Source organism: Flavobacterium sp. YJ01 (assembly GCF_029320955.1).
GTDB lineage: Bacteria > Bacteroidota > Bacteroidia > Flavobacteriales > Flavobacteriaceae > Flavobacterium.
In genome coordinates this window covers 103,334-115,540 of sequence record NZ_CP119757.1, presented here as the reverse complement: position 1 = coordinate 115,540, position 12,207 = coordinate 103,334, and the positions used below count along the sequence as shown (strand labels likewise).

At 31.9% G+C, this 12,207-nt stretch carries 10 protein-coding genes; 9 read left to right on the top strand and 1 reads right to left on the bottom strand.

The window, feature by feature from the left end:
* Nucleotides 1-5 precede the first annotated feature (5 nt).
* The 8 genes from P0R33_RS00575 to P0R33_RS00540 all read left to right on the top strand — a co-directional run bounded on the left by P0R33_RS00575 (nucleotide 6) and on the right by P0R33_RS00540 (nucleotide 10,052).
* Nucleotides 6-1,490 carry a RagB/SusD family nutrient uptake outer membrane protein gene (locus P0R33_RS00575; protein WP_276173638.1) on the top strand — a complete coding sequence of 495 codons (1,485 nt, stop codon included), beginning with the start codon at nucleotides 6-8 and terminating at the stop codon, nucleotides 1,488-1,490.
* 19 nt (nucleotides 1,491-1,509) lie between these two features.
* Entirely contained in the window at nucleotides 1,510-2,367 is an 858-nt protein-coding gene (locus P0R33_RS00570; protein ID WP_276173637.1) for a putative zinc-binding metallopeptidase, read from the top strand.
* A 30-nt stretch (nucleotides 2,368-2,397) separates the two neighbouring features.
* Nucleotides 2,398-3,759, top strand: a complete 1,362-nt coding sequence (locus tag P0R33_RS00565; RefSeq protein WP_276173636.1) for a DUF4302 domain-containing protein — start codon at nucleotides 2,398-2,400, stop codon at nucleotides 3,757-3,759.
* 522 nt (nucleotides 3,760-4,281) lie between these two features.
* Nucleotides 4,282-5,028 carry a 3-oxoacyl-[acyl-carrier-protein] reductase gene (gene fabG, locus P0R33_RS00560; RefSeq protein WP_071637930.1) on the top strand — a complete coding sequence of 249 codons (747 nt, stop codon included), beginning with the start codon at nucleotides 4,282-4,284 and terminating at the stop codon, nucleotides 5,026-5,028.
* A gap of 78 nt (nucleotides 5,029-5,106) precedes the next feature.
* Nucleotides 5,107-7,134 (top strand): hypothetical protein, encoded by a 2,028-nt coding sequence (locus tag P0R33_RS00555; protein ID WP_276173635.1) that lies wholly within the window; start codon nucleotides 5,107-5,109, stop codon nucleotides 7,132-7,134.
* Nucleotides 7,135-7,248: 114 nt separating this feature from the next.
* Nucleotides 7,249-8,088 (top strand): Bro-N domain-containing protein, encoded by an 840-nt coding sequence (locus tag P0R33_RS00550; RefSeq protein ID WP_276173634.1) that lies wholly within the window; start codon nucleotides 7,249-7,251, stop codon nucleotides 8,086-8,088.
* Between the two features lie 14 nt (nucleotides 8,089-8,102).
* Nucleotides 8,103-8,999: a LysR family transcriptional regulator gene (locus P0R33_RS00545; RefSeq protein ID WP_276173633.1), complete on the top strand. Its 897-nt coding sequence runs from the start codon at nucleotides 8,103-8,105 to the stop codon at nucleotides 8,997-8,999.
* Nucleotides 9,000-9,074: 75 nt separating this feature from the next.
* Nucleotides 9,075-10,052 (top strand): putative sulfate exporter family transporter, encoded by a 978-nt coding sequence (locus P0R33_RS00540; protein WP_276173632.1) that lies wholly within the window; start codon nucleotides 9,075-9,077, stop codon nucleotides 10,050-10,052.
* Here P0R33_RS00540 and P0R33_RS00535 read toward each other — a convergent pair whose 3' ends face one another.
* Complete coding sequence (locus P0R33_RS00535) at nucleotides 10,053-11,003, bottom strand: hypothetical protein (protein ID WP_276173631.1); 951 nt, start codon at nucleotides 11,001-11,003, stop codon at nucleotides 10,053-10,055.
* Between the two features lie 176 nt (nucleotides 11,004-11,179).
* Here P0R33_RS00535 and P0R33_RS00530 point away from each other — a divergent pair, with 176 nt between their 5' ends.
* Entirely contained in the window at nucleotides 11,180-12,178 is a 999-nt protein-coding gene (locus tag P0R33_RS00530; protein ID WP_276173630.1) for a zinc dependent phospholipase C family protein, read from the top strand.
* Nucleotides 12,179-12,207 lie beyond the last annotated feature (29 nt).

Below are 12,207 nucleotides of genomic sequence, written 5' to 3'. Positions count from 1 at the left end.
TGATTATGAAAAATATAAAAATAACACTATCATTATTATTGCTAGTTGGTTTTAGTAGTTGTGATGATTTTCTTTCAGAAATACCAGACAACAGAACACAAATAGATACTCCTGAAAAAATATCAGAATTATTAGTAACTGCTTATCCAAATAGATCTTATTTCCCTATTGCAGAAGTTATGTCTGACAATGTTTACGATACAGAAGTTCAATCTACAAGTATCATAAACGAAGAAAGTTACAATTGGGAAATGCAATCTCAAATTGGATTGGATAGCGAAAATGCATTCTGGATGGCGTCTTATGAAGCTATTGCCGCGGCAAACCAAGCATTAGATGCTATTGAAAAATTAGGAAGTCCAGCAACTTTAAATCCGCAAAAAGGTGAAGCTTTAATTGCTAGAGCTTACAATCATTTTATGTTGGTTTCATTGTGGTCAAATCGTTATAATCCTGCAACAGCAGCGACAGATTTAGGTGTTCCGTACATTACAAAGCCAGAAACAGAATTGTTGGTAAAATACAAACGTAATACTGTTCAAGAGGTATTTACTTTTATCGAACAAGATCTTACGGAAGGTATGAAATATGTAACAAATGAGTATAAAGAACCTAAATACCACTTTACGATTGATGCTGCAAAAGCTTTTGCTGCTCGTTTTTATCTGATAAAAGGAGACTGGGATAAAGTTCTTGAATTTACCGAAGGACTTGGTTCTAAACCAACAAAACTTAGAAATTATCCAGCTTTTTATGCTGCTGCTTTTGCTCAAATGCCTATTGAATATTCAAGAGTAGAACAAGAAACTAATTTATTGGTTGATTACCCGAATTCAATCGCTAATAGATCAGCTTCTTACAGATTTGCTCTTCCAGGAAATAAATCAGATGAGATATTTGGTGTTCAAACTAATATTTGGGCTAAAGCGAATGTTATTAGACCAAATGGGCAATATTATGGAGGTATAAATGTATTTGTTCCTAAACTTTATGAGTATTTTAAATATACCAATTTAACTTCACGTACTGGAGAACCTTACACTGCTACAGTATTGTTTAGTAATGACGAAATGTATTTAAACAGAATCGAAGCTTTAGTGATGAAAAACAGATTTGCTGAAGTGAATACAGAATTAGGATACTTTTTAGGAACTAGAACTACTGGTTATAATGCAACAACAGATATATTGAATGAAACTGTTGTAACAAATAAATTCCCTGTAATTGCAAACGAATTTACGCCATATTATTCATTAACACCTCTTCAGACTTCTTACATTAAAGCAATTGTTGAAGCAAGAAGAAGAGATTTTATTCGTGAAGGTTTAAGATGGTTTGATATTAAGCGTTTTAATCTTGTTGTAACACATAATACTCTTGAGTTTGGAAAAGTGGTAAGAAGTAATGTCTTGGAAAAAGATGATAAAAGAAGAGCATTGCAAATTCCGCTTAGAGCGTCTGATAATGGCATTGAAAAAAATCCTAGATAATTTTTAATTTGAAAGTAGTATGAAAATATTTAAAACATATAAAACAGCAATAATCGCAGGAGCTTTATTAATGGCTTCTTGTGCTCACGAAGATCAACCAAAAGAAAGTCAATTAGATTTTTCTACTCCAGTAAAAACAGATTTGGATAAATGGATTGGCACTAACTTTTTAGATCCTTACAACATTAATGTTTATTACGAATGGAATCAGAATTTGGTAGATAATAATAAATATTTGTATCCGCCTCTTGTTTCAAAAGTGCAACCAGCAATGGAAGTGGTTAAAAAAATCTGGATTGATAGTTACACGACTATTGGAGGAAAAGAATTTGTTAAGAAAATCGCACCAAGAGAATTTGTACTTGTAGGTGGTGTAAACTTAAATACAAATGGTACCGTAACATTAGGACTTGCCGAAGCTGGTCAAAGAGTTTCTTTGTTTCAAATAGACAATTTAAACAAAAAAAGTAGAGCAAGCGTGACACAATTTATTCATACAATTCAGCATGAGTATGTTCATATTTTAAATCAAACAAAACCTTTTGATGAGCAAGCTTGGGCAAAGTTAACTCCATCAGGATATACTTCAAGCTGGTATGTAGAGGCAATTGCAACTTCAAGATCTTTAGGATTTATAACCAGTTATGCTAGATTGAATATTTACGAAGATTTTGCAGAAACTGCTGCAACAATCTTAACAAGTTCAAAAGCAGAATATGATGCAATTTTAGCAGGTGTTACAGATGCAACCGCAAAAGCAAATATTAAAGCAAAAGAAGCACTTGTAGTTAAATATTACAAAGAAGCATTCAATATCGATTTTTATGCTTTAAGAGATGAAGCTCAGAAAAACACAGATATCGTAATAAATAATTAAGGACGAAAAATTATTATAAAAAATACTATTATGAAAGCAAAATATATATATAAGTGCTTATTGATTTCTTTCGTAGCCTTGCTTTTGGGATCATGTTCAAGTCCGGAAGTAGATGCAAAATTTGATGAAAATGCAACAGACAGATTAAGCGGGCGTCAGAAAGAATTAAACGATTTATTACTTTCATCAGCAGATGGTTGGAAAGCAGTTTATTATACTGATAGTACACAATTAGGAGGATGGACACATTTATTTAAATTCTTACCAGGAGGAAAAGTAGATATGGCATCAGACTTTACAGGTAGAGATGGCGAAATTGACACGAAAACATATCAAAGTCAATACAATATTCAAGTTGGAAGCACAGTAAGTTTAGTTTTTTCGACACAAAATAGAATACATCTTCTTTCTGATGCAAATAATTATCCAACAGCTGCACTTTTGGCAAAAGGATATTTAGGAGATTTCCAGTTCTATTACTACGGACAAAAAGATGGCAATATCATTTTTAAAACAAATAGAAATGGCCACATGCTTCGTTTTATAAAAGCAACACCAAAAGACTGGACTGATTTGCCTAAAAATGTTCCGATTATCAAAAACATTACTGGAGATATGAATAGTCCATTATTTAGATTGTTAGAAATAAATGATGGTACAGCAACCAAAAACTATGATTTTAGTTATAATACTAGCGCACGTTTTGGTACAGGATATTCTTTAGATCCTGCAGTTAATACAAGTTATGATCTTGCGCTTTCATTTAATCCTTTAGGCGTTTATTCAAAACTTCCATTGGATGTAAAAGGTCAAAAACTTACAGATTTTGTTTATGATACTCCGACAAATTCTTTTGTGGCAACTGGAAAAGATGGTGTAAAAGCAACTATTAAATATACAAATGCACCGCCAAGACTTACAGAAGATTATAAAGTAACGTTACCAGCAGCAGGAGCTCCATCAACAGCTTACGGTTATATTGCGGCGAATTTATCTGCTGCACCAACTAACTCACAATTGTGTCTGTTCTTGCTTAATGAGATTAATAATGCATCGGCTGCAAAAGTAAACAGAGTACAATTTACTTTCTTCAACAATCGTACTGTAGACATTATGTACAGCTTTACAGGTGGAAAAGCAACTGTTTATCATAGAGCAACTATTACAGAAGATGCAGTTAATAAAACAATCATCTTAAAGCATTCACTATGGCATAATGGAACTACTGTAATTGCAGCAGATCCTTTAGTGAAAAATCTTGATGATAAATTAATGGATCCTAAAGGTTTATATGTAACTAGAGAAAGCTTTAGAATACAGTTTAGTAATACAATTTACACTTTTACAGCTGCATCAAGCAGTTTTAGAATTACAACTTACGCATTCCAATAATATAGAATAATTTTTATTCATAAAAAGCAACTCATTTTTTTGAGTTGCTTTTAAAATTTTAAACTTGGTTAGCCCCTTATTGATAAATTATGATTAAAAAAAAATTAACTCCTGCAACAATTGCAATTTTTTTCTGGGGAATAGGTCTTCTTATTGTTAATCAGCAATATTATGAATACCTCAGATATTATTTGTATCTATCTATTATCATAGCTTTTCCAATTATGATATTGAATATGATAAAACAAAGAAAAAATGATAAGGTAAATGGAACAAAAGAGTTTCATCACTCGATTAATAGAATGATGATTTTTGCAGTAATTCTAGTTATTATGTTTGCCATAACAAAACAGAATCACATTTAATAATTTTTAGTTTTTATTTTTTTATTCAGGTGGAAACAGCTCATTTATTGAGCTGTTTTTTTTATTTAATTCTAAACCAATTTTTGTATCACAAATTTTATTAAACGCCCAAATACGCTATATTTGTATTTCAAAAAATAAAAACGAATACCTTAATATGAAATTACTAGAAGGAAAAGTTGCAATTATTACTGGTGCAAGCCGTGGAATTGGAAAAGGAATTGCTGAAGTTTTTGCTAAACATGGCGCAAACGTTGCTTTTACATATAGCTCATCTGCTGCATCTGCAGAAGCTTTAGAAGCAGAATTGAATAGTTTAGGAGTAAAAGCGAAAGGATACCAATCAAACGCAGCAGATTTTAACGAAGCTCAAACTTTTGTTGATGCTGTTTTAGCTGATTTTGGAACTGTAGATATTTTGATCAACAACGCCGGAATTACAAAAGATAATTTGTTAATGCGTATGTCTGAAGCAGATTTTGACCAAGTAATTGATGTGAATTTGAAATCGGTTTTTAATATGACAAAAGCGATTCAAAAAACTTTCTTGAAACAAAGAGCAGGTTCAATCATTAATATTAGCTCAGTAGTTGGAGTTTCTGGAAACGCTGGACAAACAAACTACGCAGCTTCTAAAGCAGGTGCAATCGGATTTACAAAATCTGTTGCTCTTGAACTAGGTTCTCGTAACATTCGTTGCAATGCAATCGCTCCAGGTTTTATCGAAACTGAAATGACTGCAAAATTAAGCGAAGATGTAGTTAAAGGATGGAGAGAAGGTATTCCGTTGAAACGCGGAGGAACTACAGAAGATGTAGCAAATGCTTGTCTTTTCTTAGCTTCAGATATGAGTGCTTACATTACAGGTCAAGTTCTTAATGTTTGCGGAGGAATGCTTACTTAATAAGTTGATTGTTGATGGTTTTTAGTTTATAGTTAACAGCCATAAACCATAAACTAACAACCAATAACTAAAACAAATATGACTACAAACACAATTCTTTTATTATTGCTTTCTTTAGTAATTGCTGGTGGTTTGTCGTATTTTCAATATTTTTTCAAAGCCAAAAGTAAATCCAATGTGGTTATACTTTTGGCTTTTTTGCGTTTTTTGGCCATCTTCGGATTATTGGTTTTGCTGATCAATCCGATAATTTCTAAGAGTTCGTTAGAAATTACAAAAACGCCTTTGGCAATTTTTGTCGATAATTCGAGTTCGATAGTTGCTTTAAAATCAGATAAAAAAGCTGTTGAATTATATCAAAAATTAGTTTTGAATCCCGCTTTAAAAGAAAAATTCGAAATTCAATCCTATCAATTTGATAACGATTTTAAAACTTCTGACAAATTTGATTTTAAAGGAAATCAAACCAATTTAGATGAAGCGGCAAAAAATCTAAAAAGCATCAATAAAAATCTGATTTTCCCAACAGTTATTATTACCGATGGAAATCAAACTACAGGAAACGATTATGTCTATCGTTTTGATCCTGTCAATAAAGTTTATCCTTTGGTTGTGGGAGATACAACCACTTTTCTCGATTTAAAAATCAATCAGTTAAACGTAAATAAATACGCTTTTCATAAAAATAAATTTCCAGTTGAAGTTTTTCTGCAATACGCTGGAGATAAAACTACAAACGCTGAATTTACCATTTCACAAGGAAATACAATTGTAGCAAAAGAAAAACTTTCTTTTTCAGCTTCCAAAAAAACAGCTTCTCTAAACTTGCTTTTACCAGCAGATAAAGTTGGATTGCAAATTTATAAAGCAAGCATTCAATCTTCTGCAAAAGAAAAAAACAGCTATAATAATATAAAGAATTTTGCAGTCGAAATAATAGATCAAAAGTCTACAATTGCAATTGTTTCGGCTATAAATCATCCAGATATCGCAGCTTTAAAACGTTCTATTGAAGTTAACGCACAACGTAAAGTAATATTAGTTAAACCGAATCAAATTAATGATTTACAAGACGTATCTGTTTTGGTTTTGTATCAGCCAACAACAGCTTTTAAAGTTATTTTTGATAACAGCAAACTAAAGGGAACAAACACCTTTATTATTACAGGAAACAATACCGATTTTAATTTCTTAAATCAACAGCAGAATAATTTAGTTTTTAAAATGAGCGGGCAACGCGAAGATTTTTTAAACGAATTTCATTCTGATTTTAATCTTTTTGCAATTGACGATATTGGCTTTGAAAATTTTCCACCATTGCAAAATCCATTCGGTAATATAAATGTTAATGGAAACGTATCAATTTTACTTTCATCAAAAATTAGAAACGTTTCTACAAATGCGCCATTATTGGCTTTCGCCGAAAATCAAGGAAAAAGAACCGCTTTTCTTTTAGGAGAAAATAGTTGGAAATGGCGTTTGCAAAGTCACATTGACAATCAATCCTTCGAAAAATATGATATTTTTATTGACAAAATTATTCAATATTTAGCATCTTCAAATTCAAAAAAATCTTTAGTGGTCACACATGAAAGTTTTTATAATTCTGGAGAAGAGATTATTATCAACGCGCAATATTTTAACAAAAATTACGAGTTTGATGAAAAAGCGAGACTTACAATTAGTGTTGTAAATGCTGCGACCAAACAAACCAAAAATTACGATTTACTAAAGGGAAGCAATTCTTTTTCAGCGAATTTAGAAGGACTTCCAGCTGGAAAATATAACTTTATAGTAAAAGAAATAAACTCAAATACTTCATACACAAGTCATTTTGAAATTCTAGATTTTGATATTGAAAAACAATTTGTAAATCCTGATGTCGTAAAACTACAGCAATTAGCACAACAGACGGGAGGAAAAGCTTTCTTTGAAAATCAAGCAGATCAATTGATTAATACACTTTTAGAAAATTCAGAATACAAATCAATTGAAAAGAATATTTCTAGCAAAACGCCAATTATTGACTGGGTTTGGTTATTAATTTTAATTGCCATTTTATTGACTATAGAATGGTTTGTTAGAAAATATAATGGATTGCTTTAATTAAGTTGCAAAGGTTTAAAGAAGAAAAAAAATTGTGTCGTTTTTGAAATCGCATTTAAAGACGAAATGAAGATAAATCGAGAATGAGTTTTATATAACTTAAATATGAAACATATGGAAGGAATACAGTTGTTTGAGGAGAAAAAAGTTAGAACCGTTTGGAATCAAGAAGAAGAAAAATGGTATTTTTCAATTATTGATGTTGTTGCTGTATTAACAGAGAGTGTTGATGCATCTGCCTATTGGCGTAAGCTGAAACAACGATTAAAAGCAGAAGGAAATGAAACTGTGACGAATTGTCACGGTTTGAAAATGAAGGCTGCTGATGGAAAAATGCGAATAACAGATGTTGCAGATACTGAACAGCTTTTTCGTTTAATACAATCTATTCCATCAGCAAATGCGGAGCCGTTTAAATTATGGCTTGCTCAAATTGCATCAGAGCGTTTAGATGAAATGCAAGATCCTGAACTTTCAATAGATAGAGCATTAGAACAATATCTAAATTTAGGTTATTCTGAAAGCTGGATTAATCAGCGATTAAAAAGTATAGAAGTTAGAAAAGAATTGACTAACGAATGGAAAAATAGAGGTATTAGCGAAGGAATTCAGTTTGCTACTTTAACAGATATTATTTCTAAAGCTTGGTCTGGAAATACAACTAAAGAGTATAAAATACTTAAAGGACTAAAGAAAGAAAATCTTCGTGATAACATGAGTAATACGGAGCTGATTTTAAACATGTTAGCAGAAGCTTCTACTACAGATATTTCAAAAGCAATAAATCCGGAAAGTTTTGAGGATAATATGTTAGTTGCGGAACAAGGAGGAAATGTAGCAAAGGTAGCATTAAAAGAATTAGAATCTAAAACTGGAAAAAAAGTAGTTACATCCTTAAATGTTAAAAGTTCTTTAGGCCAAAAAAAATCAGATGATAATTCTGAAATAGAATAATAAAAATAAAACCAATGGATTTCAGGCTAAAAGTATTTTACACCGTTGCGCTCCGCCTTAATTTTACTAAAGCGGCAACAGAATTGTATATTACCCAGCCAGCAGTTTCCAAACATATCCAAGAACTTGAAGAAACTTATAAAACCAAACTTTTTGAACGAAACGGTTCTAAAATTGCTTTAACTCCAGCAGGAAAGATTCTGCTAAAATATACCAAAAGTATTTTTGATATTTACCGAGAAATAGACTTTGAAATGAGTTCGTTTAACAAAGAACGTCAAGGTTTATTGAGATTAGGAGCGAGTACAACTATTTCACAATACATTATATCTCCAGTTTTGGCGAGTTTTCATCAAAAGCAAAAAGACATAAAAGTCAATTTGCTGAATGGAAATACGGAACAAATCGAAAATGCCTTAATCAACAAAGAAATCGAAATCGGAATTGTTGAAGGACAATCTAAGAATCAGTCGATAAAATATATTCCCTTTTTAAAAGACGAATTGGTTTTGGTTTGCAATAGTAAAAATCCATTCGTAAAGCAAAATGAAATTTCAATAAACGACTTAAAATCAATGAAATTCATCACTCGAGAACGTGGTTCTGGAACACTTGAAGTTATAGAATTTGCATTAAAAAAAGCTGGAGTGAAATTTACAGATTTACAAATCGAAATGCAGTTAGGAAGTACAGAAAGCATAAAATCATATTTGCTTAATTCTGATTGTTTTGCGTTTATGTCAATTCATGCTGTAAGTAAAGAATTGAAAAATAAAGAATTAATCGTTTTAGATGTAGAAGATTTATCAATCGAGAGATATTTTTACATCATCACTTTACAAGGAAAATCAGATTCTTTATCAGAGCTTTTTATTCAGAATTTAGCAAGTCATTATAACTTGAAGTTATAGTCAATTGTAATTTACGATTGGCGTTTTCAATATAAACGATGGAACTTTGCAGGGTAAATATCAATTACCTTTATTTTGAAAACAAAACAACACTCAGCATCACAATTATTCGAAATTAATCACTTTTTGCAGCAAGCGCTTTTTTTGGCTGTAATTCTGTTAAGCATTTTTTCAATAATTTCACCTCCAATAGCATTATTATTGGGAGTTGTACTTGTGAACGTCTTCGGAAATCCTTTTGCTGAATTTAATAGCAAAGCCATCACATTTTTATTGCAGTTTTCTGTTGTCGGTTTGGGGTTTGGTATGAATGCAAATAGTGCAATATCAGCAGGAAAAGAAGGATTTGTTCTAACAATATTCTCAATTTTCAGTACTTTAGTCTTCGGTTTTCTATTAGGCAAATGGTTGAAAACCGATAAAAAAACATCTCATTTAATTTCTTGCGGAACTGCAATTTGCGGTGGAAGTGCAATTGCTGCAATTACACCGGTTATAAAATCAAATGAAAATCAGACTTCTATTGCTTTGGGAGTGATTTTTATATTGAATTCTATCGCTTTGTTTGTTTTTCCTTTTATCGGACATCAATTAGATTTATCTCAAAAAGATTTTGGTTTGTGGTGCGCGATAGCCATTCATGACACGAGTTCGGTTGTTGGAGCGGCAAATAAATACGGTGCAGAAGCTTTGCAAGTGGCAACAACAGTAAAAGTGGCAAGAGCCTTATGGATTATTCCGATTTCTTTGCTGACGGCTTTTCTCTTCAAGAAACAATCCCGAATCGTCGGAACAAAAATAAAAATTCCATATTTCATTGGTTTGTTTATTCTGGCAATGCTCTTAAATACTTATTTTCCCGCAACGGCAATTTTTTCTGCGCATCTTGTAGGTATTGCTAAAATCGGATTAACAATTACGCTCTTTCTGATTGGAGCAACTTTAAATTTTACAACTTTAAAAAAAGTAGGAGTGAAGCCTTTCTTGCAAGGAGTTATGCTTTGGATATTTATTGCTGTTTTAGCTTTGGTATCAATTGTTTATCTAGGGTAATTATTTCACATTAGAGAATTTGACAATTGGTTTGTCTATCATTTTATAAAATTTACTTTTAAACACAAAACGTCTTTCAATCTCAAAATTAAATGCCTTTTTGGTTTTTGCCATAGTTGCAATTTCTTCAGGAAATTCAACGTCAAATTCATCTTCGCCTCTTGCCTTTATGTTATAAGTTCCTTTTGTGGTAATGATGATGTCTCTAAAATGTTTCTTAGAATTATCATTTACAACTTTATAAGATCCGCTCCAAGCGATAAAAGAAGAATTGGTTAACTGATAATTATTGACTTCTAAAATTGGTTGATATTTTCCGCCAAAACCAGCAATGAGGTAAAGATAACCTTCGTAAGCGCCGCCAGCACCACCATTTGCATGAATTAAAGTAAAAGCAAACTGATCTTCTCCGATTTCAACTAATTTTGGAGTCGGACATTGTGCAAAAGCACCAAAAGCAGCAACTGCAGGCTGAAAAGATCTCATTTCCCAAGAATTGCCATTTTTTGCAAATTTTGCCAAACCTAGTAATCCGCCAGAAAAACGTCCAGTTTGAAGTCCGTCTTCATCATGAACAGAATGGTTGAAAGCTAATATTTTGAATTGATTTCCCTTAGAATCTGAATAATCAATCGTAGTACGAAGTCTCGTAGCAACACCTTCTGTATATGGAAATAATTGATCGCCTTCGACACCATTTACATCTAGAAAAGGTGATGGACTGCAGGATTTGCATTTCCAGCTTACAAAAGTATTTTTATCGGCAAGATGGTATAAGTTGCCAGGAAATAGCATTTGCATTGTCTTTTCACTATTTAATGGATCGGAAACTTTGAGAATTCTTTTTGGGTTTAATATAGTGTCGCTGACGTTTTTAAGTTGTAAATCATTTTCTTGTGCAAAAGATAGAGCAGAAATTAGCAGAAATAAGTTTAAAATAATCTGGCGCATAAAATGGTGTCATTTAATCAAAACAAATGTATGAAGAAAATTATTGTTAATTTGAACTTATGCTACTTTCAGGAATCAAAAAACTCAAAAAGTGAAATTAATATAATCTTAATAACAGTATTTTTTGCGTATTCTCTAATTAAAGCTAAATTTGCTCCCTCTAATAAAAAAAACAAATGAAAAAAATCCAAATGAGACCAAAATTAATAGCGTTGTGTGCTTTAATTGTTGGTTTTTTTACTTTATCCTGGGGAATTGTAGGACATGAAAGAATTAATAAAGCAGCTGTAATGGCATTACCGCATCCTCTTCAGACTTTCTTTTATAATCACATTGATTTTATCACACAGGAAGCTTCAGTACCAGATATCCGTAAATACGCTTTAAGTTATAAAGATGAAGGTCCAAGACATTATTTTGATATGGAAAATTTTGGCTCGGCAGATAGTTACCCAAAAAATTTAGAAGAAGCAAAGAAAAAATATGACGCTAAATTTTTGAGCGATAACGGAATTTTACCTTGGTATATTGAAGATATGATGGTGAAATTGACAAAAGCTTTTAAAGACAAAAATAGAGCGGAGATCTTATTTTTGGCAGCAGATTTAGGCCATTATATTGGTGATGCGCACATGCCACTGCATACTTCTGCAAATCACGACGGGCAATTAAGCGATCAAAAAGGAATTCATTCTCTTTGGGAGAGCAGACTTCCAGAATTATTTGCTAAAAATTATAAACTGAATGTGCCTTATGCTCATCATTATGAAGATGTTCACAAAGCAATTTGGGATATGATAAACGATACACACAGTTTGGCGCAACCTTTATTAGATATTGATAAAAAACTGAGAACCGCGACGCCAGAAAACCAAGTTTTTAAAATGGATGCGGAAGGCAAAGTATTGAAAAGTAAATACAATACAGCTGTTTTCTCTGATGAATATGCTAAAAAACTGCATGAGCAATTAAACGGAATGGTAGAAAGCCAAATGAAAAAGGCAATAACAGCAACGGCAAGTTTCTGGTATACTGCGTGGGTAGATGCTGGAAAACCTGATTTAAGTGATTTAGATTCTCCTGAAGTAACAAAAAGAAATGCTAAAGCATTAAAGGAAGACTGGGATCTTTTTCAAAAAGGAGATTTGTTCGGAATGAGAAATCAAAATGATTAATTTTTATTTCTAGTCTAACTGAAAATAAA

Bases quoted from the DNA above. Each gene is read 5' to 3' on its own strand.
- P0R33_RS00575 (WP_276173638.1), top strand. From the start codon at position 6: ATGAAAAATATAAAAATAACACTATCATTATTATTGCTAGTTGGTTTT.
- P0R33_RS00570 (WP_276173637.1), top strand. From the start codon at position 1,510: ATGAAAATATTTAAAACATATAAAACAGCAATAATCGCAGGAGCTTTA.
- P0R33_RS00565 (WP_276173636.1), top strand. From the start codon at position 2,398: ATGAAAGCAAAATATATATATAAGTGCTTATTGATTTCTTTCGTAGCC.
- fabG (WP_071637930.1), top strand. From the start codon at position 4,282: ATGAAATTACTAGAAGGAAAAGTTGCAATTATTACTGGTGCAAGCCGT.
- P0R33_RS00555 (WP_276173635.1), top strand. From the start codon at position 5,107: ATGACTACAAACACAATTCTTTTATTATTGCTTTCTTTAGTAATTGCT.
- P0R33_RS00550 (WP_276173634.1), top strand. From the start codon at position 7,249: ATGGAAGGAATACAGTTGTTTGAGGAGAAAAAAGTTAGAACCGTTTGG.
- P0R33_RS00545 (WP_276173633.1), top strand. From the start codon at position 8,103: ATGGATTTCAGGCTAAAAGTATTTTACACCGTTGCGCTCCGCCTTAAT.
- P0R33_RS00535 (WP_276173631.1), bottom strand. From the start codon at position 11,003: ATGCGCCAGATTATTTTAAACTTATTTCTGCTAATTTCTGCTCTATCT.
- P0R33_RS00530 (WP_276173630.1), top strand. From the start codon at position 11,180: ATGAAAAAAATCCAAATGAGACCAAAATTAATAGCGTTGTGTGCTTTA.